Below are 26,584 nucleotides of genomic sequence, written 5' to 3' on the forward strand. Positions count from 1 at the left end.
CGTGGACGGCCACCACGTCGACCCGGCCGTCCGCGACCTCCCGGGCGAGGACGCGCAGGGCCATCTCCTCGGACCGGTGGCGGGTGGTGCCGCCCGCGACCACGAGCACCTCGTGCTCCTCCAGGTAGGGCGTGAGTGCCCGCGCGACGGCGTCCTGCTCGCCGTCGCGCACTACCACCACGACGCGGGCCACGTCGTCGAGGGCGAGCGCGTCGCGGACCGACCAGGCCAGCACGGGGACGCCGGCGAGGGGCAGCAGGACCTTGTTGACCTCGGCGCCGACGCGGGTCCCGGACCCGGCGGCGAGGATCACGACGGCGGCGGGCATGGGGGAGATCGTAGGTGCCCCGTGAGGTCGTGAGGACACGTTGACCGTCGGTGGTCCCGGTCCCCGGATGAGGGTCACTCGACGGCGAGCGTCTCGTCCTCGGGGACCGACAGGGTGAGGACAGCACGCTCGACGTGCTCGCGCTCCTCGATCCGCGCGGTGACCGCGTGCAGGCGTTGCGCGACCTCGGGCTCGGGGGCGTCGCCGGTCAGGTCGACGGCCGCCACCAGGAACACCTTCCCGGGTCCGACGAACTCGAGGTGGAGGAACGTCACGCGCTGCACGTCGGGGTCGTCCTGGAGGGCCTGGAGACCGTCGTTGCGCAGGGCCGGGGAGACGGCCTGGCCGATCAGGAAGTCCCGGTTGCGGCTGATGAGGAAGACCGCCACGCAACCGAGGAGCACGCCGACGAGCACCGACCCCGCGGCGTCCCAGCGGGCGTCGCCCGTGACCTGGTGCAGGCCGATGCCGGCCGCGGCCAGCAGGATCCCGACGAGGGCTGCCGCGTCCTCGGCGTAGACGGCTCGCAGGGTGGGGTTGGAGGTGCGCGCGAGGAAGCGCAACGGGTGCAGCCCCGCGCTCCGGGCCGCGGAGTGCGTCTGCCGGCGGGCCTGCATGAAGGAGATGCCCTCGAGGACGAAGGCGAGCGCGAGGACGGCGTACGCCCAGGTGTAGTCGACGTCCTCGCCCCCGGCGCTCCAGCTCGTGATGCCGTGCCAGATCGACACGACCGCCCCGGCCGTGAACAGGCCGAAGGCCGCGAACATGGACCAGACGTAGGCCTCGCGCCCGTACCCGAGCGGGTGGGAGTCGTCGGGGTCCTGGTCCGCCCGCCGCTCGGCGACCAGGAGGAACACCTCGTTGCCGGCGTCGGACCACGAGTGGGCCGCCTCGGCGACCATCGACGCCGACCCGGTCACCACCGCCACCACCGACTTGGCCAGTGCGATGAGGACGTTGGCGCCCAGGGCGACGAGCACGGTCAGCAGGCTCTCGCTCCCGGTGGACGATGCCGTCGCCTCGTCGGCGGCGGGCTCGGGCGTCACGCTGGATTCGGCCATGGGCACAGTCTGTCCCCCGGAGGCGGACGGCGTGCGGTCAGTGTCGGGTCGGGTGCGGCCTGCGGAGCGTGTCGGGGAGCAGGCCGGCCCCGGGACCGCGCCGGTCGAGCACGTCCCCGGGGTTGGAGAAGGCACAGCTGCGCAGGCTCAGGCAGCCACAGCCGATGCACCCGTCGAGCCCGCTCTTGAGCCGCTCGAGCGCGGCGATCTGGTCGTCGAGCCGCTGCCGCCAGTGGCGCGAGATGCGGTGCCAGTCGGCCTTCGTGGGTGTCCGGTTGTCGGGCAGGCGGGAGAGCTCGTCGCGGATCTCGCCGATGGTGAGGCCCACGTTGGACGCGGCGCGGATGAAGGCCAGCCGCCGCAGCACGCTGCGCTCGAACCGTCGCTGGCCGCCGGAGGAGCGGTCGGCCTCGATCAGGCCCTCCGCCTCGTAGTAGCGGATCGCCGACGCCGCGAAGCCGCTGCGGCGGGTGATCTCGCCCATCGGGAGCAGGTCCCTGGAATCCATCCGTCACACCCCTTGAACTCAAGTTCACTTCAACTTTAACCATAGTGTCGTGGACAACGAGACGCATGTACGGGTGGCGCTGGTCACCGGAGGAACGGCAGGGCTCGGCCTCGCCCTGGTCCGCGCCCTGGYGGCCGAGGGCTGGCAGGTGGTCACCGACGGGAGGAGCAGGGAGCGGATCGCCGCGGCCGGGCCGGCGACCGGGGTCACCGTCGTCGCGGGGGACGTCACCGACGACGTGCACCGCTCGGAGCTCGTGGCTGCCGTCGAGAAGGTGGGACGGCTCGACCTGCTCGTGCACAACGCCAGCACCCTGGGACCGTTGCCGATGCGTCCGCTCGCCGAGGCGACGGTCGCGGACCTCCAGCAGGTATGGCGCACCAACATCGGCGCACCGCTGGTGCTGACCGGCGCCCTGCTGCCGTGGCTGCGCGAGGCCGGCGGGGTGATCCTCTCGCTGAGCTCGGACGCGGCGGTGCAGCACTACGAGACCTGGGGCCTGTACGGCGCGAGCAAGGCCGCCCTGGACCACGTCACCCTCACCTACGGCGCGGAGACGGGGCTGGCGGCGTACGCCGTGGACCCCGGCGACATGCGCACCGGGATGCACCAGGACGCCTTCCCCGGCGAGGACATCTCCGACCGCCCGCTGCCCGGGACGGTGGTGCCGCGCCTGCTGCGCCTGCTGGCGCAGCGTCCGGAGTCCGGACGCTACCGGGCGGAGGACCTCGGATGACGCTGCTGACCGAGACCTCGTCCATCACCTTCGCCGCGTCGAAGCTCGCGCCGCGACCGGCCGAGGCCCGTGGGCTGGCCCGCGACGAGGTGCGCCTGCTGGTCGGGACCCCGGACGGCATCGACCACGTGCGGTTCCGGGACCTGCCCGACCACCTGCGCGCCGGGGACGTGCTGGTCGTCAACGACACGGCGACCGTCGCCGGCGAGGTCGACGCGACCCTGCGCGGCGCGGCGGTCGTCCTGCACGTGGCGGCCCGGCTCGACGACGGCGAACGGGTGGTCGAGGTGCGGTCGGCCCCCGACGCGGCCCGTGCCCTCCTCGATGCCGAGGCCGGGGACGTGGTCCACGTGGGCGGCGCTCGCCTCACCCTCGCGGCGCCCTGGCCCACGGGCGAGGCGTCGTCCCCGACGGGCCGGGGCAACAGGCTGTGGCGGGCCCGCGTCCGGGGTCCCCTCGACGGTGTCCTCGCCCGGCGAGGCCGTCCGATCGCCTACGGCCACCTCGACCGCCGCTACCCGCTGGCGGCGTACCAGACTGTCTTCGCCCGGCGTCCGGGCAGCGCGGAGATGGCCTCCGCCGGCCGACCGTTCACCGACGCGCTGGTGACCCGGCTGGTCTCCTCCGGCGTGCTGGTCGCCCCGATCACCCTGCACACGGGGGTCTCCTCCCAGGAGGCGGGCGAGGCCCCCGGACCGGAGTGGTTCGAGGTGTCGGCCACCACGGCTCGGCTCGTCGAGGCGGCCCGGACCGGCGGCGGACGCGTCATCGCGGTGGGGACCACGGCCACTCGGGCGATCGAGTCGGCGGTGGTCGACGGCGTCCTGACCCCGTCGAGCGGCTGGACGACGCGCGTGGTCACCCCGGGCGACCCGCCCCGGGTGGTCGACGGCCTCGTCACGGGGTGGCACGACCCCCACGCCTCCCACCTGCTGCTCGTGGAGGCGGTGGCCGGGCGCGACCTCACCCAGGCGGCGTACGACGCGGCGGTGACCCGCGGCTACCTCTGGCACGAGTTCGGGGACGCGGCGCTCCTGCTGCGGCGGCCCGCACCGGGGTTGTGAGGGACGTGAGTGAGGGTTTTCCTCCCCGAAACATGACGTAACACCCACCACAACATCGCGAACCTAGCGTGCGTGGGCATGACGTACCTGCGATGCACTCTCGTCGTCCTCCGCGCCCCGATCCCGGTGGGCGCGCCGGACGTCGCGGGAGCGGCCCGATGACCACCCAGGAGGGAGCCCAGTGGGAGCGGGTCTGCCCGGTCGGTGACCTGGAGGTCGAGCGCGGGGTGACGGCCCTGGTCCACGGGCAGGCGATCGCCATCTTCCGAACCCACGACGACGAGATCCACGCGCTGGGCAACTACGACCCGTTCGCCCGCGCCTCGGTGCTGGCTCGCGGCATCGTCGGCACGCGCGCCGGGGTCCCGTTCGTGGCCAGCCCGATRCACAAGCACGCCTTCGACCTGCGCACGGGGCGCTGCCTCGACGACGAGACCCACAGCGTCCCGGTGTACGACGTCGTGGTCGAGGACGGCATGGTCCTGGTCGGCCGGCGCAGGCAGGACGTCGCGTGACGGTGRCTGCCGCGGAGAACGCAGGACCCCGACCAGGTCGACGACGCCGAGCCGCGGGCGGCCCGTGACCTCGTCGTGACCTCCGGGTGACCCTTCCGTGACGGTCGTGGTCCGCCGCGTCAGCCTCGGGCGACGACCAGCGCGGTCGCGATCGCCGCGACGCCCTCGCCCCGACCCGTGAGCCCGAGGCCGTCGGTGGTGGTCGCCGACACCGACACCGGTGCCCCGGCCGCCCCGGTGAGGGCGGCCTCGGCCTCCGCGCGGCGCGGACCGAGCCGCGGGGCGTTGCCGACGACCTGGACGGCGACGTTGCCGATCTCGAAGCCGGCCTCGCGCACGCGCCGGGCCGCCTCCGCGAGCAGGGTGGTCCCGGACGCCCCGGACCACTCGGGCTCGGACGTCCCGAAGTGCGAGCCGAGGTCCCCGATGCCGGCCGCGGAGAAGAGGGCGTCGCACGCGGCGTGCGCGGCCACGTCGGCGTCGGAGTGGCCCTCGAGCCCGCGCGGCTCGTCCGGCCAGGCCAGCCCGGCGAGGTGCATCGGGACGCCCTCGAGAAGTCGGTGGACGTCGGTGCCGATGCCGGTGCGGGGGAGGATCACGGCGCCCATCATGCCGGTTCGGCGACCAGCGGGGGTCCGTGCGGTGGCGTCGGTCAGAATGGCTGCATGCGTCCCTCGTCCCGCCTGCCCTGGGCGATCGCCGGCATCGTCACGGGTGTCGCCGGCCTGGCGACGAGCTATGCGCTGGCGATGATGCTCACCATCCGCGAGTCGCCCGTGGTGGCGGTCGCCGAGCTGGTCATCCGGCTCACCCCGGGCGCGGTCGCCGAGCGGATCATCGGCGTCGTCGGTCAGCGCGACAAGCCGCTGCTGGTCGCCGGGATCCTGCTCTTCCTGCTGGCGATGTTCGCCCTGGCCGGACTGCTGGCGCGTACGTCGTGGGTCCGGTCGCAGCTGGTCTGGCTCGGCCTCGCGACGGTCGGCGTGGTGGCCGTCCTGACGCAGCGCGGTGCCGGTGCCGTCGACGTGCTGCCCGTCCTCGTCGGGCTCCTCACCTGGGTCGCGCTGCTGCCCGCCCTGACCGCGCCGCTGCGGATGGGGATCGACCACCCCGAGCTGGAGTCGCGCGAGCGCCGCGTCTTCCTGATGGTGGCCGGGGTGCTCGGTCTGGCCGCCGTCGGGGTGGGCGTCGCGGGTCGCGTGGTCGGCGCGGGTCGCCGCCACGTGGTGGAGAGCCGGCGGCTGCTGCGCCTCGACGAGGTCACCCTCCCCGACCCGCCGCCCGCCGCCTCGGTGGGGCTCGCCGACGTCAGCCCCTGGCAGACGCCCAACGACGACTTCTACCTGATCGACACCGCCATCGCGGTCCCCGCGGTCGAGCCCAAGGACTGGCGGCTGCGGATCCACGGCATGGTCGACCGCGAGCTGGTGCTCACCTACGACAACCTCATCGCCCGGGGGCTCAGCGAGGCGTGGGTGACGCTCAACTGCGTGAGCAACGAGGTCGGCGGCGGACTCGTCGGCAACGCCTGGTGGAGCGGCGTGCGGATCGCCGACCTGCTGGCCGAGGTGGGGGTCGGCGCCGACGCCGACTGCGTGCTGCAGACCTCCGAGGACGGCTGGACCTGCGCCACCCCGCTCACCGCGCTCACCGACGACCGGGACGCGATGCTGGCGGTCGCCATGAACGGCCGGCCGCTGCCCCTCGAGCACGGCTTCCCGGTCCGCTCCATCGTCCCGGGGCTCTACGGCTACGTGTCGGCGACCAAGTGGGTCGTGGACTACGAGGTGACCCGTTTCGCCGACGTCGCCGCCTTCTGGACCCAGCGGGGCTGGTCCGAGCAGGGACCGGTCAAGATCGCGTCCCGCATCGACGTGCCCCGCTCGGGGGCCGACGTCGACCCCGGCACCCTCGACGTCGGCGGCCTGGCCTGGAAGCAGCACACCGGCATCTCCGCCGTCGAGATCGCGCTCGACGGCGGAGCCTGGGAGCGGGTCCGGCTCGCCGGGACGCCCTCCGACGACACCTGGGTGCAGTGGGCGGGCACCCTCGACGTCACCCCCGGCGACCACACCCTGCGGGTGCGGGCGATCGGCCGCGACGGCGACGTGCAGACCGGCGCGATCGCGGACGTCGTACCGGACGGGGCGACGGGGTGGCACACCGTGGAGTTCAGCGTCCGCGACGCCTGAGCCGGCCGGAGGGCGTCAGCGGTTGATGACGTACGCCGTGCCCCCGCTGGCGTTGATCCACACGTCCTCGAGCTCGTCGCGGTCGTAGACGCGGCGCACGGCGCCGTTGCTCGCGCCCGCCGGGTCGTTGACGACCACGTCGCCGTCGGCCTCGAAGCCCACGATCACCAGGAGGTGGCCGTTGCTCGCCGAGATGGGCGCCCCGGTGAGCTGGCGGGCGCCGAAGGCCACCGAGATGACCAGCGGGACGCCGGCCACGATGTAGTCCTCGGCCTCGCGCAGGCTGCGCAGCCGCGTCACGTAGGCGTCGCCCGAGGTGAGCGTCGAGGCGTAGGCGGTGTTGAAGGCCCAGTTGCCGGTGCCGCCGTAGCGGTGGTCGTAGACCATCCGCGCGGTGTGGTCGACCTGGGCGTCCGCGTGCCCGGCGGTGATGTCGGTGAAGGGACCGGGCTGGAGGCCGTAGTAGCCCAGCACCATCGCCGTCGAGGTGGGCGAGCACCAGGCCTCGCCGCCGCCGCCCCACTGCGGGTAGTGCCCGCCGTGGGTCATCTGGGAGTACGTCGGGACGTCGAGCACGGTGCCCGCCGCCGGGCCGGGGGTCGAGGTCGGCGTGGTGCCGCGCGGGACGATCGCGCTGGCCACCGCCCCGATCCGGTCGACGCGCACGAGCGGCCTGGTGGCGGCGCTGCGGTAGAGCGTCACGCGGACCTGCCACTCGGTGACGGGGGCGGCCGCGACCCAGGTGTCGACGTTGACGCGACCCAGGTCGTCGGACTGCGAGGCCAGCGACTGGCGGCGGACGGCGGGGTTGTCGAGCGCCCACTCGGCCATCGAGTCCCAGCTGGAGGTGCGGCCGTCGGCGGTCCGGGCCCGGACGGCGACCTTGACGACGCTGTCGCCGGTCGTCACGGCCTCCCAGGACGGGATCAGCTCGGTGGCGCCGAAGCCGGGTGCCGCCCACGGTGAGGTCCAGCTGCCGGCCTGGTACGTGCGGCCGTGGAGCTTGCCGGTGCGCGGCTTCTTGAGCAGCAGCGAGCCCTTCGCGGTGCGGACGCCGCTCATGGTGCCGGCGCGCCAGTCACGTCCCCGGCTCCACGAGGTGTGCTGGATGCCGGACGTCGCGCGCCGCTCCGAGGCCGCCGGTGCGCCCGGATCGGCGAGCGCCGTCGCCGGCGCGAGGGCGGCCACGACCAGCCCCACGGACAGGGCGAGCGCCGGGAGGGCGGTGAGCGGGCGTCGTACGAGGGAGGCGGCCACCCGACCACGCTAACCCGCAGACACCCCACCTGTCCCACGAGTCACAGCGCTCGGTCGAATCGTTGTGCGGCCCGCCCGCCCCTAGACTTGCCGGGTGAATCTGAGGCTCCACGACACTGCGACCCGCGAGGTCCGTGACTTCGTTCCCCTCGAGGAGGGGAAGGCGGGTATCTACGTCTGTGGGCTCACCGTGCAGTCGGAGCCCCACGTGGGCCACGTGCGTTCGGCCGTCAACTTCGACGTGCTGCGCCGCTGGCTCACCGCGAGCGGCTACGACGTGCACTTCATCCGCAACGTCACGGACATCGACGACAAGATCCTCACCAAGTCGGCCGAGCAGGGCCGGCCCTGGTACAACCTCGCCTACGCCATGCACGCCGAGCTGACCCGGGCGCTGGCCAGCATCAACGTGCTGCCCCCGACGTACGAGCCCTCCGCGACCGGCACCGTCCCGGAGATGGTCGAGCTCATCGAGACGCTCATCGAGCGTGGCCACGCGTACGCCGCCGAGGACGGGTCCGGGGACGTCTACTTCGACGTGCGCTCCTGGCCGTCGTACGGCGAGCTGACCCGGCAGGGCATCGACGACATGGAGCCCGCGGGCGACGCGGACCCGCGCGGCAAGCGCGACCCGCGCGACTTCGCCCTGTGGAAGGGCTGGAAGACCTCCGAGCCCGAGTCCGCCGCGTGGCCGGCCCCGTGGGGTCGTGGACGCCCCGGCTGGCACATCGAGTGCTCGGCCATGGCCGGCAAGTACCTCGGCCCGGCCTTCGACATCCACGGCGGCGGCGTCGACCTGCGGTTCCCGCACCACGAGAACGAGCTCGCCCAGTCCCGGGCGGCGGGCCAGCCGTTCGCGTCGTACTGGCTGCACAACGCCTGGATCACCACGGCCGGCGAGAAGATGAGCAAGTCTCTCGGCAACTCGCTGCTGGTGCCGTCCGTGCTCGAGAGGGTCCGCGGGATCGAGCTGCGCTTCTACATGGTCAGCGCGCACTACCGCTCGCACGTGGAGTTCAGCTTCGAGGCGCTCGACGAGGCCGCCGTCGGCTTCCGGCGGATCGAGTCGTTCCTCGAGCGGGCGGCCGGCGTCCTGGGGGACCAGGTGCCGGACGGCGGCATGTACTGCGCCGAGTTCGTGGCCGCGATGGACGACGACCTCGGCACGCCCGCCGCCGTCGCCGCGATCCACGACGCGGTCCGCGAGGGCAACAAGCTGCTGGCCGACGGGGCGTCCGACGCGCTCCGCGGCAACGCCGCGTCCGTGCGCGCCATGCTGGGCGTCCTCGGTCTCGACCCCGTCGACCCCGGCTGGGCGGACGGCGGCGACGCCGAGGCCGAGCAGCTGCGTGGCGCCGTCGACGTACTCATCACCGCACTGCTCGAGGACCGGGCCCAGGCGCGAGCCGACAAGGACTGGGGTCGCGCCGACGCGATCCGGGACCGGATCAAGGCCGCCGGCATCGAGATCGAAGACACGCCCTCCGGGCCGAAGTGGAGCATCTGAACATGCCAGGTAACAGCCAGCGCAAGGGCGCGATCCGCAAGACCGGCAAGGGGCCGACCGCCGGGTCGGGCGGCCGCGTCAAGCGGGGTCTCGAGGGCAAGGGCCCCACGCCCAAGGCCAAGGACCGTCCCTACCACCAGGCGCACAAGGCCGCGAAGCGCGCCGAGCGCGCCGACACGACCCGCCCCAAGCGCCGGACGGTCAAGTCGACCGAGGCCGAGTGGGTCGCCGGGCGCAACTCGGTCGTGGAGGCGCTGCGCGCCGGCATCCCGATCACGGCGGTGTACGTCGCCGAGGGCGCCGAGCGCGACGGCCGGTTGCGCGAGGCCTTCAAGATCGCCGCCGAGCAGGGCTACTCCATGATGGAGGTGACCCGCGGCGAGATGGACCGGATGACCGGTGGCGCGGTGCACCAGGGTCTCGCGGCCCGCCTGCCCTCCTACGAGTACGCCCACCCGGACGACCTGCTCGACCGGGCCGCCGAGATGGGGGAGAAGCCCCTCATCGTGGCCCTCGACTCGGTCACCGACCCGCGCAACCTCGGTGCGGTCATCCGTTCCGCCGCCGGCTTCGGCGCGCACGGCGTGCTGATCCCGGAGCGTCGCGCGGCCGGCATGACCGCGTCGGCCTGGAAGACCAGCGCCGGCGCCGCGGCCCGGATCCCCGTCGCGCAGACGGTCAACCTCACTCGCCAGCTCAAGGCCTACCAGGACGCGGGCTGCATGGTGATCGGCCTCGCCGCCGACGGTGACGTCGCGCTGCCGGACCTCGCGCTCGCCGACGGCCCGCTCGTGGTCGTCGTCGGCTCCGAAGGCAAGGGTCTCGGCCGCCTCGTCACCGAGACCTGCGACCAGCTCGTCTCGATCCCGATGGGCAACCAGCTCGAGTCCCTCAACGCCGGGGTGGCCGCCTCGGTGACGCTCTACTCGATCGCGCAGGCACGCGCCCGGGCGTGAGTCGCGTCCCGCGGTTCTCCACCGTCGCGGTGGCGGTGGGTTGCCTCGCCGTCGCCGTGGTGGCCACGATCGCCCTGTTCCTCTCCGGGAGCAGGACGATCGTCCTGGCCAGCCACGACGCCACCGTGCGGCCGACCCTCGACGGGGACGTGGTGGTCCGCACCGGGCCGCTGCTGCCCGACGTACGCCGTCGCGGTGGCGGACCGATCGGCGTCGACATCGTCCTGGGCAAGACCGAGGCCGGGTCGGCCGACGAGCTGATCTCCCGCTACGCCTTCATCGCCAGCCAGCCCGAGGCGCAGGTCGCCAAGGTGGAGGAGGCGGTGCGCGACATCGCGGTCTCGGCCGCCGTGCGCGGCGTCGCCCTCGGACTGGTGCCGCTCGCCGTGTGGCTGCTGCTCGGCCCGCACCGCCGCGGTGAGCTGTTCCGCGGCCTGCGCACCCGCCGGGGTGCGGTGGGCGGCGTGCTGCTCGTCGCCCTGCCGCTCGCGCTGTGGCAGCCGTGGGACCGCGAGGCGGAGACCCAGGAGGCCGAGCAGGACTGGATCACGCTGGGCACCTTCCTCGGCGGGGCGGTGCCGCTGCCCGCGGAGGCCGACGGGATCGAGGTCCGCACGGGGCCGACGACCACCGAGACGCGCCGCCTCATCGCCAGCGCGGTGAGCACCTACGACAAGAGCAAGGCGTTCTACGCCGCTGCCGTGGAGGCGGCGGCGGGGCTGCCGCTGCGCGAGCCCGAGGAGGGCGAGACGGTCGCCCTGCTGGTGAGCGACCGCCACGACAACATCGGCATGGACCCGGTCGCGCGGGCGATCGGCGACGCGGCCGGGGCCACCGTGGTGCTGGACGCGGGGGACGACACGTCGACCGGCCAGCCGTGGGAGGCCTTCAGCCTCGACTCGCTGGACCGCGCCTTCGACGACCTCGACCGCTACGCCATCGCTGGCAACCACGACAACGGCACCTTCGTCACCGGCTACCTCCACGACCTGGGCTGGACGACCCTCGTCGGTGAGCCGGTCGAGGGGCCCGGCGGCGGGCTGGTCCTCGGCGTGGACGACCCCCGCGCCAGCGGGCTCGGCGACTGGCGCGACGAGACCGGCCTGAGCTTCACCGAGGTGGGGCAGCGGCTCGCCGACGCGGCCTGCGACTCCGACGAGCGGATCGCCACCCTGCTCGTCCACGACGCCAACCTGGGCCGCGAGGCCCTCGCCCGCGGCTGCGTCGACCTGGTGGTCGGCGGCCACACCCACGTGCAGAGCGGCCCAGAGGCGGTCATCGGCGAGGACGGGCGGACCGGGTGGACCTACACCAACGGCACGACCGGCGGCGCGGCCTACGCCATCGCGGTCGGCAGCAAGCCGCGGCGCGACGCCGGCGTCAGCCTGGTGACGTACGACGAGCAGGGTCGGCCGGTCGGCGTCCAGGCCGTCCGGTTGCAGACCGACGGCTCCTTCGTCGTCAGTGGCTACGCCTCGCTCGACCCGGGCTGAGCCCCCTGTGCCCAGCCCGGGTCGACGTCAGAAGGCGCAGAGCACCCGCGCGTCGCCGAAGACGAGGGCGCCGCTGCCCGAGGTCGTCTCGGTGTTCTCCAGCCGCAGGCGGAGGCCGCCGGAGATGTCGAGCGTGGTCGGGTAGGCGCCGCCGAGCTGGATGCCGGACTGGGTCCACTTCGTCACGCTGTCGACGATGATCCGCGCCGTCGTCCGGGTGACCGTGTTCGACTCGTCCTGGAGGCCGTTGACCGACGCGAACCGGATGCAGCCTCGTCCGAGGTTGTACTCCACGTAGGTCGTGTAGCTCGTGTATCCGTCCAGGCTGACCGACTTGGAGTACCCGACGCCGTTGACGGTGAAGGGGCCGTAGTCCTCGTCGTAGGAGCTGGCGACCTCGGTGACCGGCCCGTCGTACTCCGTGTCGTAGAGGTAGTACCAGCCGAAGACGGTGATCGGCGTCTCGTTGCTGGCCGCGGCCGCGAGCCCCGCGCCGCCGGGGAAGAACGCCCGGACCGGCACCGCGCGGCCGGCCGTGCTGACGGACGCGGTGGCGACCCATTGCCCGTTGCTGACCACGGCGGACCCGATCGAGCCCCACGACGTCGAGCCGGCGTCGTACGCCTGGACCTGCACGGTCTGGCCGTCGAGACGGACCGCCGTGCCGGCCACCGTGAACGGCGCCCCGGCCTCGACGCTGCTGGCGCTCGTGGTCGACAGCCCGATCGAGGTGGGCTGCGCCGGCGGCGGGGGCGGTGTCCCCATGCGCACCGTCACCTCCTGGCTGCAGCGTCCCTTCGCGCAGGCCTTGTACATGCGGTGGCCGGTGAGGATGTCCTCCGAGTGCCGGAACGCTCCCTTGCGGGTGGTCCGCTTGCGGGCCTCGACGTTCCAGCCAGAACCCGGCCGGAGCTTCTTCTGGAAGATCGTCACGGTGGTCCGGCCGCGCGTCCCGCGCACCTTCCCGGTCAGCGTGACGTCGTCGCCCTTGCGGACCCACGCGGCGCTCGCGCTGAGCGAGATCCGGACGCGCTGCTCGCGAGCCTGGGCTCCCGCGGGTGCGTCCGCGGGGTCGGGGGCGGCGGTCGCGGTCGCGGTGAGTGCCGCCGGCAACAGGGCCAGCGAGAGCAGGAAGGGGGCCAGGCGCATGATCGATCTCCTCGAGGGCAGTCCGCCGTTTCGCCGATCGTCGCTCGCGCGGAGCCGGTTGCGGCCGTGTTTCACGATGTCGTCCCGCTGAAAACTTTGCCGACACCTTGCCGACACCTGGTGGCCGTGCTCGACCGCCCGTGGCGATACTCGGACCGTGGCCGGCACTCGGATGATCACCGTCGACGACGCGACGGCCCTCGACGGGGTCGAGATCGACGTCGCCGCGCGGGTGGCCTGGGTGCTCCGGATGGCCCGCACGACCACCGGCGGCCCGCCCGGCACCGGCACGAGGCTGCGGGCACTGGCCGAGCGGATGGGCTCCAGCGCCGCCCGGCTCTCGCGCATCGAGACCGGTCAGCTCCGCGACGGCCGGATCGTCGACGGCTACGAGGCCACCCTCGGCCTCCCCGAGGGCTCGCTGCGCGCGCCGATCGACGTCCTGTGCCGCACCTTCCCCGGCAACAGCCCCCGTGACGCCGACCCCGGCAGCCGGATCGAGGACGTGCGCGAGCTGTCCCTGCTCACCGAGAGGCTGCAGGAGGGGGCACCCGTCACGGGTGGGCAGTGGCTGCGCTGGGCGCGCGCGACGGCGGCGCCGGGCAACATCGGCCTGCCCGAGCAGCAGTGCCGCGACCTCCTCGTCCGACTCGTCTCCGAGCTCGCCCGCGCGGTGTCCCACGGGTACCCGTCGCGCTACGAGGCGCTGGCACTCCTCCGCTGCAGCCCGTACGGGCACCTGGTGCTGTCGGTGGCCCAGGAGGAGCTGCGCCGACCCCACGCCCAGGGCCTCGGGGACCTGATGAGCGCCGTCGGTGAGGCCGTCACCGATGATGCCCTGGACTGGTGCCTGGACCTGCTGCTCGACGAGCGGGAGTACGCCGCGCGGTGCGGTGCACTGGCGCTCGAGAACATGGGCCAGATCAGCGGCGGTGACTTCTGGGCGGCGGTGGCACCGCGGCTCCTCACGGCCCTCGACGCGACGACGGTCGGCTCCACCCAGGAGGAGTGGGTCACCCACCTCGTCCGGCTCGTGCCCCGTCAGGTCTGGCGCGACACCGGCCTGCTCCCGTCCCGTCCGCTACCGCCTGCAGCGCAGCTGCCCACCACGAGCCGGGACGCCTCCAACGTGCTCTGGCAGCGGTGCGTGGTCGCCGCACGGGAGGTCGGCGACGAGACGGGGGTGGGGGAGCAGCCCATGCTCGCCCGGCTGGTCTACGACATCTGCTTCGGGCACTGGGAGACCCGCGCCGTCACGGGGTACATGCTCCTGAGCGGGCTCCCGGTGATCGCCCGGGCGGCCGGGCCCCGCGTGGCCGGGCTCGTCGAGGGCGCCGAGGATCCTCGCATCCGCGCGCGCGGCGCACGACGTCTCCTGGGCGTGCTCCACGGGCACGACATCCCGCCGGTGCAGCGTTGGCTCACCGACCCCGACCCGGCCCTGCGCGGATCCGCGCTGGCCGTCACGGGGGCGGCCGGTCGCCGGGTCCCGGCGGACGTCCTGCGCGCCGGCCTCGACGATTCGGAGACGAGCCGTCTCGCGATCTACTCGGCGGGCATGAGCGCCCACCCCGCGCTCGAGGAGATCGCCGATGCGGCGGACCCGGACGTCCGCAACGCCGCCCTGTGGTGGCTCGACCACGGCGGACGGGTCGCGGAGTGAGGGCTCAGAAGTAGTCGCGCACGTGCACGCGGCGCCCGCCGAACAGCGTGTCGAGCGTGGCGTCGGACGAGAGGTCCCCGCCCATCAGGCCTGCGGCGCGGATGTCGGAGCACGACTGGGCACCCGACACCAGGAGCGCGAGGCCGCGCGGCGCCAGCACCGGGGCGGCGTGGACGTCCCGGGGCCCGGCCGGGACGCAGGTCGAGACGCCGTCGGTGGTGGTGAGCAGCCAGCGGCCGTTGCTCGTGCCCAGCAGGTCGCCCTCGACGGCGAGCCGCACCTCGGCGTCCAGCGGGCCGAGGCGGAGCCCGGTCAGCGCACCGGCCACGTCGTGCACGCGCAGCATGTACGGCACCTGCTTGGTCACCGTCCACTCGGCGAAGGGCAGCGCGAACCGCACCGGATCCTCCCCGGACGTGCTCAGCCGGACCCGGCCGGTGACGGAGGCGTGGCTGCCGAGCATCGCCCACAGGGACCGGGTGGCGCCCGCGTGCAGGGAGACCAGGTCGTCGACCGTGATGGTCGCGCTGTCGTCGTACCCGGTGCCGCGGTGCCAGCTGGCGAAGCCGACGACCTCGCCCGCGGCGAAGCCGTCGACCGCGTCGGTGAGCACGGCGAGGGTGACGGCCGTGAAGGACGAGATCAGCTCGTCGTCGCCGGTGGGGAAGGAGGGACCGGTACGGGTCAGCGGGCCGTTGTGGGTCGCGGCCCAGGTCGTGTAGACGCGGCGTACGTCGTCCGCGTCGGCGGCCGTGGCCCGGCGGAGGGTGACGCCGGGGTCGGCGGTGACCCGGGCGAGGCGCGCGGTCGCCAGCTCGACCTCGAGGAGGCTGGTCACGACCTCGAAGCCGTAGCGGCGGTAGATGCCGGGCGCGGTCGGGTAGAGCGTGGAGAGCACCTCGCCCCGCTCGCGCAGTCCCTCGTCGAGGACGGCCGCCATCAGGTCGTCGAGGAGGCCCGAGCCGCGGTGCTCGGCGGCCACCGCGACCCCGGCGATGCCGCAGGTCGGCACCTGCCGGCCGTGCCACCAGGAGTGGTACTCCCGGCCCATCACGCGGGCCGCCAGACGGTCGCCGTCCCAGGTGCCCCAGGAATGACGGCCGGGCGGCGGCCACGACTCCGGGGTCGGCGGGGTGAAGCCGGCGGGCAGGTCTCCGAAGGCCTCCGCGCTGAGGGTGACCGAGGCGGCGATGTCGTCGGGCCCGAGGGGGCGCGGGGCGGGGCTCGTCATGCGAGCAGGGTAGGTCCGTGCAACCGATCCGCGGTCCGCAGGCGTCCCAGCAGCAGGACCACCCGCCGGTGGTCGAGCCGACCCAGGGGGAACCATGACCACTCGCTCGTCGATCGCCTCACTCGCACTGGCGTGCTCTGCCGTCCTGGTGGTCGCCCCGGCTCCGACCGGCGCCGCGGCGCCGGATGCCGGCGAGCGGCCCGCCACCCGCATCGACTACCCGGGGCACGGCGTCGAGGTCAGGCGCGGCAGTGGCGACGAGCGGCGCCTCCGGGGCACGCCGGTCGACCTCCGCAGGTTCGTGCGGGCCCGGCTCGACGTGCTCTTCCGCGACGCCGGGAGCCGGCCCCGCTGCGCCACGTCCCCGACCGTGGTCGTGCAGCGGTTCCAGGGCTCCCGCTCCGGCGCGGGCTCGGGCTGGGCGTCGGCCGGCGAGGGCTGGTACAGCCCCTGCCCGGGTGGTGGCTACGCGGTGCTCTACGAGAAGGTCGGATCGCACTGGCGGGCGATCCTCGGCACCCAGGAGGCCCGCTTCTGCCAGGACCTCGCGTGGTACGGCGTCCCCGGCTTCGTCGCGGGCGCCCGCTGCCTCACCGAGGACCTCCGGGAGGTCGGCTACCGCACGCACGACGACGTCGGCGCGAGCGCCGAGGCCACCGCCAGGCGGGCCGTCTCGGCCGCGGGGGGCAACCGCATCGTGCCGTCGAGCCACGTGACCACACCCGCCGTCCGCGAGCGGCTGCGGGGGCTCGTGGACCACGGCGCCTACCTCGCCGTCGACCGGTGCGTGAGTGCCGGCGACGACGACCCGCTGGCGGCGCACCTCGGGGACGCACCGTACGGGTGCGGTGTGACGGCGACGCACCGGCGGCGACCGGACGCGCCGTTCCTGCTGCGGATGGAGCCCGCCGGCGGCGACGTCGTGGCCACCGAGGTGGTCCCGGTCGGCGGCCAGTGACCTCCGGTCAGGCCTCGCCGGCCACGTCGGTGTCCGCGGCGATGAGCTCGTCGGGCTTCTTGGTCAGCACGTTGTCGATGTAGTCGCGGGCGGTCTCGAAGATGCCGATCTCGTGCCCGGCGCGCTCCGAGAGGTACCAGCGGTGCACGAGGATCTCGTGGTAGATCTCGGCCGGCTCGAGCTTGCCGCGTGCCTCGCGGGGGATCATCTCCATGATCGGCTCGTAGATCTGGGTCATCCAGCGACCGGCCACGAGGTGCCGGTCCTCTCGCCCGAGGTCGTAGTGGGCGGTGAAGGACGCCAGGTCGTTGAGCAGCCGCCTGGCCTGGTTGTCCTCCACGTTCATGCCGGTGAGGGACTGCAGCTCGCGGCGGTGGTGGCCGAGCTCGACGACCTTGGGCTGGATCCGCACCCGGTCGCCGTCGAAGTCGGTGATGATGTCCAGCTCGTCGACGTCGAAGCCCATGTCGTTGAGCCGCCCGATCCGGCTCTCGATGCGCCACATCTCGTCGGCGGTGAACTCCTCCTCGCTGGTCAGCTCGCCCCAGAGGTTGTCGTACTGCTCGCGGAGGCGGGAGATGATCGCGAAGCCGTCGATCTCCTCGCCCACCGTTCCGCTGGCCTGGAGGTCCATGAGCTCGGCGAAGATGTTCTCGGAACCGATGGTGAGGTCGTGGTCGCGCATCCGGGCGCTCACGTCGTCGTGCAGCTCGCCGGTCTCGGCGTCCACGAGGTACGCCGCGAAGTCGCCCGCGGCGCGCCGGAACAGCACGTTGGAGAGCGAGACGTCGCCCCAGTAGAAGCCCGACAGGTGCAGCCGGACCAGCAGCACCACGATCGCGTCGATGAGGCTGGGCAGGTTGTCGGCGGTCATGCCGTGCGAGAAGAGGCTGCGGTAGGGGAGCGAGAAGCGCAGGTGCTCGGTCATCAGGGCCGCCGGCAGCTCCTCGCCGTCCTCGTCCACCCGGCCGGCGACGACGCCCTGCGGCATCACCGCGGGCAGTCCCTCCCGCTGGAGGTCGCGCAGCAGGCGGTACTCGCGGAAGGCGATGGCCTCCTGGGTCTCCTTCACCGCGTAGGTGCGCGCCCCGAGGCGGACGATGCGGACGACGTGGCGGCTCAGGCCGCGCGGCAGGGGGACGACGTACTCGTCGGTCCACTCCTCCAGGGGTGTCGACCACGGCAGCTTCACGATCGCCGGGTCGGGACGACTCGCCACGATGCGCAGGGCCATGGACCCACAACCTACTCCCCGCGGGCCGTGTCGCACCCGGTCAGCTGTCGAGCAGCCAGACGTCCACCCGCGCCGTGGCGGCCTCGGGCACCGTGATCCCTCCGGTGCCCGCCTCGAGGTCGGACCCGCCGGGCTCGCTGCCGAGCAAGTGGGTACCGCGGGCGGCTCCGGGGAGTGAGAAGGCCGGACCGGCGGCACGCCGGGCGACGACCAGCAGCCGCTGGTCGGCCAGCTCGCGCACGTAGGCGATCGTGTCGTCGTCGACGTGCGCCCAGCGCAGGCTGCCGCGACGCAGGGCGGCGTACGAACGGCGGATGCGGGCCAGCTCGGAGTACGTCGTCAGCGTCGCGGTGTCCCACTCGGCCCGGCGGTCCCACGGCATGGTGCGGCGCGCGTCCTCGCCGTTGACGCCCTCGAGCCCGATCTCGTCACCCGCGAACACCATCGGCACGCCGGGCAGCGTGAACTGGAGCCCGGCCGCGACGCGGTGCACCTCCGGCGACCCGACCAGGGTGCGGATCCGGGCCGAGTCGTGGGAGCCGAGGATGTTCCACGACTGGTTGGTGGCCCGCCAGCCGAAGGAGGCGTGCCAGGCCCGGAAGGTGGCCACGACCGTGCCGCCGTCGCGGCGGGGGACCTGCACCGGGCGCCCGAAGGCGCGCGCCGGGGAGGCCGGGTCGCGCAGCCAGGACCAGACCGGCCAGGAGAAGCCGGAGTAGTTCATGGTCCCGTGCCAGCCGTCGCCGTCCAGGTCACCGGTGGCGTCGTGGTTGTGCTCGCCGATGACCAGCGGGTCGTCGCGGAGGCCGGCGGCCGTGCGCCGGGTGGCGCGGGCCACCTCGTGCGCCACGTCGAGGGCGCCGAGCCGCCCGGTCATGTTGGCCACGTCGATGCGCCAGCCGTCGACGTCGTACGGCGGACGCAGCCAGCGCCCGACCACCGAGTCGGGGCCCTCGACCATGGCGGCCCGCAGGTCCGGGTCGCCGTGGTTGACCTTGGGGAGCGTGTGGTGGCCCATCCAGCTCGCGTAGGAGCCGTCGGACTCGAAGTAGTAGTAGGACCGCGTCGGGCCGGTCGGGTCGGTGGCCGCCTGCGTGAACCACTCGTGGGTGTCGCCGGTGTGGTTGGTCGTGAGGTCGCCGAGGATCCGCCAGCCGCGGTCGTGCACGGCCGTGGAGAGCCGCTCGTAGGCCTCGTCCCCGCCGAGCAGCGGGTCGACGTGGTCGAAGGTCGTCGCGTTGTAGCGGTGGTTGCTCTCGCCGGGGAAGACCGGTGTCGTGTAGACGATGTCGGCGCCCACCTCCGCCACGTGGTCGAGGTGCTCGGTGAGCCCGTCCAGGTCGCCGCCGAAGAGTTGGAGGGGGGTGTGCGGGTCGCGACCCTCGAAGACCACCTCGTCGTCCCAGTCGGCGGCCACCGCCCACGGCGGAGTGGGCCGGTCGGCCGCGGCGGCCGAGCGCGCGAAGCGGTCGGGGAACACCTGGTAGACGACGCCGTCGCGACCCCAGTCGGGTGCCGCGGCATACGCGGTGAGGACGTGGTCGGTGGCGTCCGGGAGGTCGATGTCGACCACCCCGGCGGCGGTGAGCCACTCCTGCTCGCCCTGCCCGCTGCCGCCCGAGCGCACGAGCAGGAAGCGGTAGTGCGTGACCGGGTTGTGCACCGGCAGCTCGCCCGACCACCAGGTCACGTCGCCCTCGGTCGTGGCGRCCATCGGGTGGTAGACCGGCTCGGCGTCGTACGTCGTCCGCAGCCACACCTCGTCGACCGGGTCGCTCGCGCTGGTCCGCACCCGGACGGTGACCATGTCGCCGAGGCGCGGCGACTCGTCGGACACGAAGAGCGGGGAGCCGTCGTGGTGCGGCTGGTCGAGCAGGGACATGCCCGCATTCTCGCAGCAGTCGTCCGTCTAGGATTGCCCGCGCTGCGTCACGGCAGCAGGCCGCGTTAGCTCAGGGGTAGAGCACCAATCTTGTAAATTGGGTTGCGAGAGTTCGAATCTCTCACGCGGCTCCACTGTCGGTGGTGGCACCTACCGTCGGGCCATGTCCTGTCTCGGATGCGGGGTGGAGCTCACGAAGCGCCACCAGAAGGTCTTCTGCAGCAATCGGTGCCAGCGCGCCGCCGAGCGGGCGGTCAACGTGGCCCGCTGGCTCGAGACGGGGGTGGGCATTCCTTCCTCCGGCCGAGGTCACTACATCCGGGACCACATCGTCCGAGAGCAGGGCGGTCTTTGCGCTGTCTGCGGCGGCGCATCCGTCTGGCGGGGCCTCCCGTTGCGATTGGTGCTCGACCATGTGGACGGGGACTCGGGCAACAACGCGAGGTCCAACCTGCGGCTGGTCTGTCCCAACTGTGACTCGCAGCTACCCACCTTCAAGGCGCGCAACCGCGGGAAGGGGCGCGCGTCGCGACGTCAGCGATACGCCGACGGGAAGTCCTACTGAGCACAATCCGGTTGCAGTCCGTGCCTCGCGTCAGAAGGCTGGCAGGGTGACCACCATCTTCCAGCACCCGCTCGCCTACCTCCTCGGCATCGAGGGCGCCGCCCTGATGCGCGCCTTCGCCGGCGAGCACGACCGCGACTTCACCGCGGCCCGGATCGCCGAGGTGCGGAGCCTGCTCGACCGCGCCGACGAGCTGGGGGAGGGCGTCGAGGTGCGAGCCATCTCGTCCGTCGAGGGGTACGCCGCCTGGGCCGGTCGCTACGACGGTCCCGGCAACCCGTTCTTCGCCCTCGACGAGGGCGTGCTGCTGCCGTGGCTCGACGAGGTCGCGCCGGGGGTCGCCGTGGACGCCGCGTGCGGGACCGGCCGCTACACCGGCCACCTCGTTGCGCGTGGTCACTCAGTCGTTGGCTGCGACACCTCGCCCGAGATGCTCGCCCGTGCCCGGGAGGCCCTTCCGCACGTGCGGTTCGAGGAGGCCGACATGGCCCGGCTCCCGGTGGGGGACGGGTCCGTCGACGTGGTGGTCAACGCGCTGGCGATGGCACACGTGGAGGACCTCGGCCCGGTGTTCGCCGAGGCGGCGCGGGTGCTACGTCCCGGCGGTCGGTTCCTGGTGTCCGACGTGCGCGGCTACTTCCCGGGGAGCTCGCTGTCACCGATCCTCGAGGAGGCCGCCGACGGGACGATCGGGTTCATCCCCTCGTGGGACCACGCGACCTCCTCCCACCTGCGCGCCGCCCTCGACGCCGGCTTCACCGTCCGCGACTGCCGCGAGCTCGTCGCCGAGGTGAGCCCGGACGAGAACGTGGGTGAGACCGCTCCTGCCACGCCCGGCGAACCGATGAGCATCTGGGAGCTCCACCCCTGGGTGGCGGCGGCCGCGCACGCCGTCCGCGACGACCGCCGGTGCCTGATCACCTGGGACCTCGAGCTGCGTTGAGCCGTTGCGCGCCCCGAGGGCCCGCCGCTCAGCGGACCTGCGTGACCTCGAACTGCAGGCGCGGGTGCGCGAAGGCGTCCTGGGCCTGGATCAGCCGCAGCTCGCGCTCCCCGGAGTCGAGCGTGGCCTGCAGCAGGTCGAAGACGGAGCTCACGGTCGCGGCAAGGGCCTGCGCCGGCGAGCCGGTGGTGTGCAGGTGTGCGGTGAAGAGCGCGGCCGTCACATCTCCGGAGCCGTTGGCCTTCATCGGCAGGCGCGGGGTCTGCACGATCCAGGCACCCTCACGGGTCACCGCCATCATCTCGATGGTGTCGGCCGGGGCGTCCGGTCGCTCGACGCTGGTGACGAGCACGGTCGAGGGACCCATCGCCATCGCGAGGTCCGCCGAGTCCAGCGTCTCCTCGAGGGTGCGCGGCTCGGTGTCGGTCAGGAAGCCGAGCTCGAACTGGTTGGGCGTGATCACGTCGGCCGCCGGGACCACCCGCTCGCGGATGATCGGGGGGATGGCCGGGTCGACGAAGCAGCCCGACGTGGCGTTGCCCATCACCGGGTCGCAGGTGTACGTCGCCGCCGGGTTGGCCGCCTTGACCCGCGCGACCGCGTCGAGGATGACGTCGGYGATGCCGGCCCCGCCCTGGTAGCCCGACAGCACCGCGTCGACGTCACCCAGCACGCCCCGGTCCTCGATGCCGGTGATGACGTCGGCGACGTCGGTGGGCGCGAGCAGCGGTCCGCGCCACGCGCCGTACCCGGTGTGGTTGGAGAAGACGACGGTGGACACCGGCCACACCTCGTGGCCGAGTCGCTGCAGCGGGAAGACCGCCGCGGAGTTGCCGACGTGGCCGTAGGCGACCGAGGACTGGATCGAGAGGACCTTCATCCCAGTGAGACTAGTGACCGCGACCTGTGACGCCGCCCCGTGGGCCGCGAGGGGCCGGTCAGGCGACCTGCAGCGACCGCTTGGACAGGCCCATCCAGTAGCCGTCGATGACCTGGGTGCCGGGCTCGTCGGGCGTCGTCGCGGCGCCGAGGGTGACGAAGAGCGGCGTGTAGTGCTCGACCGTCGGGTGGGCGTACGGCATCCCCGGGGCCCTCGACGCGTACGCCGCGAGCTCGTCGACGTCGCCGCGGGCCAGCGCGTCGGCGGCCCAGAGGTCGAAGTCGACCGACCAGCCGGGCGCCGTCGCGTCCAGGCTCCAGTCGGTGAGGAACGGCAGGCCGTGGGTGAGGAAGCCGGAGCCGATGATGAGCACGCCCTCGTCGCGCAGCGGCCGGAGCCGCTCACCCAGCCTCATCAACCGGACCGGGTCCTGGGTCGGCAGCGACATCTGCAGGACGGGGACGTCGCCCGCGGGGTACATGATCCGCAGCGGCACCCACGCCCCGTGGTCCAGGCCGCGCTCGGCGTGCTGGTGGACCGGCTCGCTGCGGGGCATCAGGCCCGCGATGCGCCGGGCCAGCGCGGTGGCGTCGGGGGTCTCGTACGTCATCCGGTAGTACTTCGCGTCGAAGCCGCCGAAGTCGTAGACCAGCGGTGCTCCACTCGCGCTGAGGCTGACGGGTGCGGACTCCCAGTGCGCGCTGACGATCAGGATCGCGGTCGGGCGCGGGAGGTCGCTCGCCCACGCCGCGAGCTGCCCCGACCAGGTGGGGTCGTCGAGCAGCGGGGGAGCGCCGTGGCCGATGTACAGGGCGGGCATCCGGGTCGTCATGTCGTCCATAGTAGTTCAACTTTCAAATAGTTTCCATCCCCGCGGGGTAGTCCGTGACGGTCGGACCTCGATCCTGCCCCCGGAGGCGTCCGTTCGTCACGGACTACCCAGGGCTACCCCGGGGGTTGCGCCGGGAGCCGCCAGTCCACGGCAGACCCGCCCTGCTCCTCGAGCAGCCGGTCGACGCGCGAGAACGGCCGCGAGCCGAAGAAGCCGCGGGACGCCGACAGCGGGGACGGGTGGGCCGACTCGACCCACGGGATCGGTCCCAGCATCGGCTTGAGCGACTGGGCGTCGCGGCCCCACAGGATGGCCGCGCACGGCCCGCCCCGGTCGGCCAGCACGTGGATCGCCCGCTCGGTGACCTCCTCCCAGCCGCGACCGCGGTGCGACGCGGCCTGGCCGGGGGCCACGGTGAGGACCCGGTTGAGCAGCATCACGCCCTGGTCGGCCCAGGCGGTGAGGTCGCCGTGCGCCGCCTTCGCGATCCCGAGGTCGGCCTCGAGCTCGGTGTAGATGTTGGCCAGCGACCGCGGCACCGGGCGCACGTCGGGCGCCACGGCGAAGGACAGCCCGATCGGGTGGCCCGGCGTCGGGTAGGGGTCCTGGCCGACCACCAGCACCCGTACGTCGGCCAGCGGTCGCTGGAAGGCCCGCAGCACGTGGTCGCCGTCCGGAAGGTAGCCGCGACCCGCCGCGATCTCGTCGCGCAGGAAGCGGCCCATGGCCTCGATCCTCGACTCCACCGGCGCCAGGGCCTGCGCCCAGTCGGCCGCCACGAGTCCGGAGTCCACGAGTGCCTGCAACGTCGTCACGCCGCCGACGCTAGCCGGTGAGCGGGACGGGCAGGCTCAGCGCACCGGTCGCGACAGCCGGTCCAGGAAGGCGACGAGCAGCGCCTCGCGCATGGCCGGGGACGCCACGTCGAGCATCGCGTTGACCGCCGCCATCCGCTCCGGCAGGGCGAGCGACCCGTCGGCGGACTCGCCCACCAGCCCGGACGCGGCCAGCAGGCCGTCGAAGTCCTCGTCGCCCAGCGTCGCGGGATCCAGCGACTCGATGAAGGCCACCACCCCCTCGTCGACCGCGACCGGACCGGCCGCCTGGGCGGCGGCGACCGACCCCCGCAGCGCGGTCGTGAAGTCGTCGAGGCCGGCGAGCGTGGCCGCGCTCACCGAGAGGTGCACGCTGGCCGGTCGGCCGCCGTACGACAGCTGTGGCTGGACGTACCAGCCTCGCGCGACCATCTCGTCGGTGAGCGTGAAGGGGTCGCACGAGCCGTCGGTGGCCAGCGCCACCAACGTGGACTCGGGCGGTACGACGACGCGCAGCGCGGGCACCTCCTCGATCACGGCGACGATCCGGTCGACGGCCTCGAAGACCTGGTCCGCCAGTCGCAGGTAGCCGTCGTCTCCGATCGCGGTGACCACCGCCCAGGTGCCGGCGATCGGTCCTCCGGAGCGGGTGGACTGGGTCGTCTGGTTGAGCATCGTGTAGCCGGGCCACGCGGCCGAGGCGAAGAACTGCGGCTTGCGCAGCGACGCGTCGCGGTGCAGCAGCAGCGAGGTGCCCTTGGGGGCGTACGCGTACTTGTGGGTGTCCACGCTGATCGAGGTGACGCCCTCGACGGCGAACGTCCACGGCGTCACCGGCCGCCCCAGCCGGGCGGCGTACGGCAGCACCCAGCCGCCGATGCAGGCGTCGACGTGGCAGCGCACGCCGGCCGCGCGGGCGGCCGCGGCGATCTCCGTCACCGGGTCCACGACCCCGTGGGCGTACGACGGCGCGCTGGCCACCACGAGCACCGTGCGCTCGTCGATGGCCGCGGCCGTCGCGACCGGGTCGGCGCGGAAGTCCTCGCCCACCGGGACCAGCACGGCCTCGACACCGAAGTAGTGCGCCGCCTTGTGGAACGCCGCGTGCGCCGTGGCGGGCAGCACCATCGTCGGCCGCTCGATCCCGGGCCGCGAGTCGCGGGCGCCCTGCACCGCCAGCAGGATCGACTCGGTGCCCCCGGACGTCACCGTCCCCACGGCCGACCCGGGGGCGTCGAGCAGCCCGCAGGCGACGCCGACGAGCTCGTTCTCCATCTGCAGCAGGCTGGGGAAGGCGGTCGGGTCGAGGGCGTTGGACCCGGCGTACGCCGCGACCGCGTCCCGGCCGATCCGGTCCACCTCGGCGTCGCCGCCGTCGTACACGTAGGCGAGGGTGCGGCCGCCGTGGACGGGCAGGTCGCCCGCCTGCATCGCGCCCAGGCGCTCGCGGATCTCGTCGAAGGGACTCATGCGGGGGCCTCCGTGGTCGCGCGGGCGACGGCGTCCGCATCGAGGGTGTAGCGCCGCAGCCAGAGCAGGCTGAGCAGGGTCAGGGCGGCGGGCAGCAGCGAGAACCCGAGGGTGATCGCGGTGACCGCGGAGTCGGGCTGGGTGACGTCGCCGCCCTCGGAGGAGACGTAGCCGCCGAGGGCCAGCACGACCGCGAAGACGGCCGGACCCATCGCGAGCCCGAGGGTCTCCCCGGCGGTCCAGACCCCGGTGTAGACGCCGGCGCGGTTCTCGCCGGTCCGGGCGGCGTCGGTCGCGGCGGCGTCCGGCAGCATCGCCATCGGGAAGACCTGGCAGCCGGCGTAGCCCACGCCGACGAGTCCGGTCGCCGCGAACGTCACCGCAGGAGGTGCGACCGGTGCCAGCACGGCGAGGGCCGCCCCGGTGGCCAGGAGCAGCGACGAGACGACGTACCCGCGCTGCTTGCCGACCCGGGCGCCGTACCGCGCCCAGAGGGGGGTGAGCACGAGCGCGGGGCCGACGAAGCAGACGAAGAGGATCGTCGAGGCGCCGGTCCGCCCGAGCACGTCGGTGGCGAGGTAGTCGACGCCGGCGAGCATGCAGCCCGTCGCCAGTGCCTGGAGGACGAAGGTCGTCAGCAGCCGCCGGAAGTCGCGGGCCCTGCCCACGATCCGCAGCTGCTCACGCAGCGAGCCGGCACCCGCCGCGACCGCCCCGATCGGCGCGCGCCGCGTCCCGACGTACGCCGCGATGACGCCGACGGCGATGAGGACCGCCATCACCACGCCCATCACCCGGTAGCCGTCCCGGCCGCCGACGGCGTCGCGGATCACCGGCGCGGTCGCCCCGGCCAGCATGATCGTGAAGGCGAGGATCGCGACGCGGGCGGTCATCAGCCGCGTCCGCTCGTCGTACGACGACGTGATCTCGGCCGGCATCGCGACGTACGGCACCTGGAAGAAGGCGTACGCCGTCGCGGCCAGCACGAAGAAGACCAGCACCCAGCCGGCCTCGAGCACCCGCGAGTCCAGGTCGGGTCCGGCGAAGATCAGCGCGAACGCGCCCGCGAGCATCACCCCGGCCCGCAGCAACCAGGGCCGGCGCGGCCCCGCAGGGTCGACGGTGCGGTCGCTGATCCGTCCGGCGACCGGGTTGAGCAGCACGTCCCAGGCCTTGGGGGCGAAGACGATCAGGCCCGCCCAGAGCGCTGCGATGCCGAGCGTGTCGGTGAGGTAGGGCAGCAGCATCAGGCCGGGCACGGTGCCGAAGGCGCCGGTGGCGACCGAGCCGGACCCGTAGCCCCAGCGCACGCTGCGCGGCAGGGCGCGGGTCTCTTCCATGGCGC

At 73.5% G+C, this 26,584-nt stretch carries 25 protein-coding genes and 1 tRNA gene; 12 read left to right on the plus strand and 14 right to left on the minus strand.

Features of this window, described 5'->3' with window-relative positions; all coding sequences use genetic code 11:
- The 3 genes from AC1DQF_RS01985 to soxR all read right to left on the minus strand — a co-directional run.
- Positions 1 to 328, minus strand: a 328-nt coding sequence (locus AC1DQF_RS01985; protein ID WP_477523532.1) for a 2-C-methyl-D-erythritol 4-phosphate cytidylyltransferase, incomplete at its 3' end; no start/stop codon positions are given.
- Positions 329 to 402: 74 nt separating this feature from the next.
- Positions 403 to 1,389, minus strand: a complete 987-nt coding sequence (locus AC1DQF_RS01990) for a cation diffusion facilitator family transporter (RefSeq protein WP_477523533.1) — start codon at positions 1,387 to 1,389, stop codon at positions 403 to 405.
- A gap of 37 nt (positions 1,390 to 1,426) precedes the next feature.
- A complete protein-coding gene (gene soxR, locus AC1DQF_RS01995) occupies positions 1,427 to 1,897 on the minus strand; it encodes a redox-sensitive transcriptional activator SoxR (RefSeq protein WP_477523534.1) in 471 nt (156 codons plus the stop codon).
- Between the two features lie 49 nt (positions 1,898 to 1,946).
- Between soxR and AC1DQF_RS02000 the strand changes: the two genes are divergently transcribed.
- The 3 genes from AC1DQF_RS02000 (at position 1,947) to nirD (ending at position 4,212) form a co-directional block, all read left to right on the plus strand.
- Complete coding sequence (locus tag AC1DQF_RS02000) at positions 1,947 to 2,633, plus strand: SDR family NAD(P)-dependent oxidoreductase (RefSeq protein ID WP_477523535.1); 687 nt, start codon at positions 1,947 to 1,949, stop codon at positions 2,631 to 2,633.
- Positions 2,630 to 3,697 (plus strand): S-adenosylmethionine:tRNA ribosyltransferase-isomerase, encoded by a 1,068-nt coding sequence (locus AC1DQF_RS02005; protein ID WP_477523536.1) that lies wholly within the window; start codon positions 2,630 to 2,632, stop codon positions 3,695 to 3,697. Before AC1DQF_RS02000 ends, AC1DQF_RS02005 begins: the two co-directional genes overlap by 4 nt.
- 158 nt (positions 3,698 to 3,855) lie before the next feature.
- A complete protein-coding gene (gene nirD, locus AC1DQF_RS02010) occupies positions 3,856 to 4,212 on the plus strand; it encodes a nitrite reductase small subunit NirD (protein ID WP_477523537.1) in 357 nt (118 codons plus the stop codon).
- Between the two features lie 119 nt (positions 4,213 to 4,331).
- Here nirD and ispF read toward each other — a convergent pair whose 3' ends face one another.
- Positions 4,332 to 4,811 carry a 2-C-methyl-D-erythritol 2,4-cyclodiphosphate synthase gene (ispF, locus tag AC1DQF_RS02015; protein ID WP_477523538.1) on the minus strand — a complete coding sequence of 160 codons (480 nt, stop codon included), beginning with the start codon at positions 4,809 to 4,811 and terminating at the stop codon, positions 4,332 to 4,334.
- 66 nt (positions 4,812 to 4,877) lie between these two features.
- On the opposite strand from ispF, the gene AC1DQF_RS02020 reads away from it, so the two are divergent.
- Positions 4,878 to 6,404: a molybdopterin-dependent oxidoreductase gene (locus AC1DQF_RS02020; RefSeq protein ID WP_477523539.1), complete on the plus strand. Its 1,527-nt coding sequence runs from the start codon at positions 4,878 to 4,880 to the stop codon at positions 6,402 to 6,404.
- A gap of 15 nt (positions 6,405 to 6,419) precedes the next feature.
- Here the strand turns inward: AC1DQF_RS02020 and AC1DQF_RS02025 are convergent, their stop codons facing one another.
- Positions 6,420 to 7,661, minus strand: coding sequence for a C39 family peptidase (locus AC1DQF_RS02025; RefSeq protein ID WP_477523540.1), 1,242 nt, complete (start codon positions 7,659 to 7,661; stop codon positions 6,420 to 6,422).
- Between the two features lie 94 nt (positions 7,662 to 7,755).
- Here AC1DQF_RS02025 and cysS point away from each other — a divergent pair, with 94 nt between their 5' ends.
- Genes cysS through AC1DQF_RS02040 form a run of 3 tightly spaced genes read left to right on the plus strand, consistent with a single transcriptional unit; the run spans position 7,756 to position 11,617 of the window.
- Entirely contained in the window at positions 7,756 to 9,168 is a 1,413-nt protein-coding gene (cysS, locus tag AC1DQF_RS02030) for a cysteine--tRNA ligase (protein WP_477523541.1), read from the plus strand.
- 2 nt (positions 9,169 to 9,170) lie between these two features.
- Positions 9,171 to 10,124, plus strand: coding sequence for a 23S rRNA (guanosine(2251)-2'-O)-methyltransferase RlmB (gene rlmB / locus AC1DQF_RS02035; protein WP_477523542.1), 954 nt, complete (start codon positions 9,171 to 9,173; stop codon positions 10,122 to 10,124).
- A complete protein-coding gene (locus AC1DQF_RS02040) occupies positions 10,121 to 11,617 on the plus strand; it encodes a metallophosphoesterase (protein WP_477523543.1) in 1,497 nt (498 codons plus the stop codon). The genes rlmB and AC1DQF_RS02040 overlap by 4 nt, the downstream gene beginning before the upstream one ends.
- Positions 11,618 to 11,644: 27 nt before the next feature.
- Here AC1DQF_RS02040 and AC1DQF_RS02045 read toward each other — a convergent pair whose 3' ends face one another.
- Positions 11,645 to 12,766, minus strand: a complete 1,122-nt coding sequence (locus tag AC1DQF_RS02045; protein WP_477523544.1) for an NPCBM/NEW2 domain-containing protein — start codon at positions 12,764 to 12,766, stop codon at positions 11,645 to 11,647.
- A gap of 157 nt (positions 12,767 to 12,923) precedes the next feature.
- Between AC1DQF_RS02045 and AC1DQF_RS02050 the strand changes: the two genes are divergently transcribed.
- Positions 12,924 to 14,429 (plus strand): hypothetical protein, encoded by a 1,506-nt coding sequence (locus tag AC1DQF_RS02050; RefSeq protein WP_477523545.1) that lies wholly within the window; start codon positions 12,924 to 12,926, stop codon positions 14,427 to 14,429.
- Positions 14,430 to 14,433: 4 nt separating this feature from the next.
- On the opposite strand, the gene AC1DQF_RS02055 is transcribed toward AC1DQF_RS02050, so the two are convergent.
- On the minus strand, positions 14,434 to 15,660 hold the full coding sequence (locus AC1DQF_RS02055; protein WP_477523546.1) for a GNAT family N-acetyltransferase: 1,227 nt from the start codon (positions 15,658 to 15,660) through the stop codon (positions 14,434 to 14,436).
- A gap of 94 nt (positions 15,661 to 15,754) precedes the next feature.
- Between AC1DQF_RS02055 and AC1DQF_RS02060 the strand changes: the two genes are divergently transcribed.
- Positions 15,755 to 16,618, plus strand: a complete 864-nt coding sequence (locus AC1DQF_RS02060; RefSeq protein ID WP_477523547.1) for a hypothetical protein — start codon at positions 15,755 to 15,757, stop codon at positions 16,616 to 16,618.
- 7 nt (positions 16,619 to 16,625) lie between these two features.
- On the opposite strand, the gene AC1DQF_RS02065 is transcribed toward AC1DQF_RS02060, so the two are convergent.
- Positions 16,626 to 17,852 carry a DUF4032 domain-containing protein gene (locus tag AC1DQF_RS02065; protein WP_477523548.1) on the minus strand — a complete coding sequence of 409 codons (1,227 nt, stop codon included), beginning with the start codon at positions 17,850 to 17,852 and terminating at the stop codon, positions 16,626 to 16,628.
- A 40-nt stretch (positions 17,853 to 17,892) separates the two neighbouring features.
- On the minus strand, positions 17,893 to 19,734 hold the full coding sequence (locus AC1DQF_RS02070; protein WP_477523549.1) for a glycoside hydrolase family 13 protein: 1,842 nt from the start codon (positions 19,732 to 19,734) through the stop codon (positions 17,893 to 17,895).
- Positions 19,735 to 19,793: 59 nt separating this feature from the next.
- Here AC1DQF_RS02070 and AC1DQF_RS02075 point away from each other — a divergent pair.
- From AC1DQF_RS02075 to AC1DQF_RS02085, 3 genes are all read left to right on the plus strand, one after another.
- Positions 19,794 to 19,868: transfer RNA gene (locus AC1DQF_RS02075), tRNA-Thr, on the plus strand.
- Between the two features lie 50 nt (positions 19,869 to 19,918).
- Complete coding sequence (locus tag AC1DQF_RS02080) at positions 19,919 to 20,299, plus strand: HNH endonuclease signature motif containing protein (protein WP_477523550.1); 381 nt, start codon at positions 19,919 to 19,921, stop codon at positions 20,297 to 20,299.
- A 46-nt stretch (positions 20,300 to 20,345) separates the two neighbouring features.
- Positions 20,346 to 21,242 carry a class I SAM-dependent methyltransferase gene (locus AC1DQF_RS02085; protein ID WP_477523551.1) on the plus strand — a complete coding sequence of 299 codons (897 nt, stop codon included), beginning with the start codon at positions 20,346 to 20,348 and terminating at the stop codon, positions 21,240 to 21,242.
- 28 nt (positions 21,243 to 21,270) lie between these two features.
- On the opposite strand, the gene pdxY is transcribed toward AC1DQF_RS02085, so the two are convergent.
- From pdxY to AC1DQF_RS02110, 5 genes are all read right to left on the minus strand, one after another.
- Positions 21,271 to 22,122, minus strand: a complete 852-nt coding sequence (gene pdxY / locus AC1DQF_RS02090; protein ID WP_477523552.1) for a pyridoxal kinase PdxY — start codon at positions 22,120 to 22,122, stop codon at positions 21,271 to 21,273.
- A 58-nt stretch (positions 22,123 to 22,180) separates the two neighbouring features.
- A complete protein-coding gene (locus AC1DQF_RS02095; RefSeq protein ID WP_477523553.1) occupies positions 22,181 to 22,954 on the minus strand; it encodes a dioxygenase family protein in 774 nt (257 codons plus the stop codon).
- A gap of 113 nt (positions 22,955 to 23,067) precedes the next feature.
- On the minus strand, positions 23,068 to 23,769 hold the full coding sequence (locus AC1DQF_RS02100) for a uracil-DNA glycosylase (protein WP_477523554.1): 702 nt from the start codon (positions 23,767 to 23,769) through the stop codon (positions 23,068 to 23,070).
- Positions 23,770 to 23,805: 36 nt separating this feature from the next.
- The gene (locus AC1DQF_RS02105) at positions 23,806 to 25,239 is read right to left on the minus strand and encodes a pyridoxal phosphate-dependent decarboxylase family protein (RefSeq protein WP_477523555.1); all 1,434 of its coding nucleotides are present in this window, start codon (positions 25,237 to 25,239) and stop codon (positions 23,806 to 23,808) included.
- Positions 25,236 to 26,579 (minus strand): MFS transporter, encoded by a 1,344-nt coding sequence (locus tag AC1DQF_RS02110; protein WP_477523556.1) that lies wholly within the window; start codon positions 26,577 to 26,579, stop codon positions 25,236 to 25,238. The genes AC1DQF_RS02105 and AC1DQF_RS02110 overlap by 4 nt, the downstream gene beginning before the upstream one ends.
- Positions 26,580 to 26,584: the final 5 nt, after the last annotated feature.

Source organism: Nocardioides sp. P4_G4 (assembly GCF_056401085.1).

Excerpts from the sequence above, each read along its gene's own strand:
- AC1DQF_RS01990 (WP_477523533.1), bottom strand. The coding sequence starts at position 1,389 with ATGGCCGAATCCAGCGTGACGCCCGAGCCCGCCGCCGACGAGGCGACG.
- soxR (WP_477523534.1), bottom strand. The coding sequence starts at position 1,897 with ATGGATTCCAGGGACCTGCTCCCGATGGGCGAGATCACCCGCCGCAGC.
- AC1DQF_RS02005 (WP_477523536.1), top strand. The coding sequence starts at position 2,630 with ATGACGCTGCTGACCGAGACCTCGTCCATCACCTTCGCCGCGTCGAAG.
- AC1DQF_RS02020 (WP_477523539.1), top strand. The coding sequence starts at position 4,878 with ATGCGTCCCTCGTCCCGCCTGCCCTGGGCGATCGCCGGCATCGTCACG.
- rlmB (WP_477523542.1), top strand. The coding sequence starts at position 9,171 with ATGCCAGGTAACAGCCAGCGCAAGGGCGCGATCCGCAAGACCGGCAAG.
- AC1DQF_RS02045 (WP_477523544.1), bottom strand. The coding sequence starts at position 12,766 with ATGCGCCTGGCCCCCTTCCTGCTCTCGCTGGCCCTGTTGCCGGCGGCA.
- AC1DQF_RS02055 (WP_477523546.1), bottom strand. The coding sequence starts at position 15,660 with ATGACGAGCCCCGCCCCGCGCCCCCTCGGGCCCGACGACATCGCCGCC.
- AC1DQF_RS02060 (WP_477523547.1), top strand. The coding sequence starts at position 15,755 with ATGACCACTCGCTCGTCGATCGCCTCACTCGCACTGGCGTGCTCTGCC.
- AC1DQF_RS02065 (WP_477523548.1), bottom strand. The coding sequence starts at position 17,852 with ATGGCCCTGCGCATCGTGGCGAGTCGTCCCGACCCGGCGATCGTGAAG.
- AC1DQF_RS02095 (WP_477523553.1), bottom strand. The coding sequence starts at position 22,954 with ATGACGACCCGGATGCCCGCCCTGTACATCGGCCACGGCGCTCCCCCG.
- AC1DQF_RS02105 (WP_477523555.1), bottom strand. The coding sequence starts at position 25,239 with ATGAGTCCCTTCGACGAGATCCGCGAGCGCCTGGGCGCGATGCAGGCG.
- AC1DQF_RS02110 (WP_477523556.1), bottom strand. The coding sequence starts at position 26,579 with ATGGAAGAGACCCGCGCCCTGCCGCGCAGCGTGCGCTGGGGCTACGGG.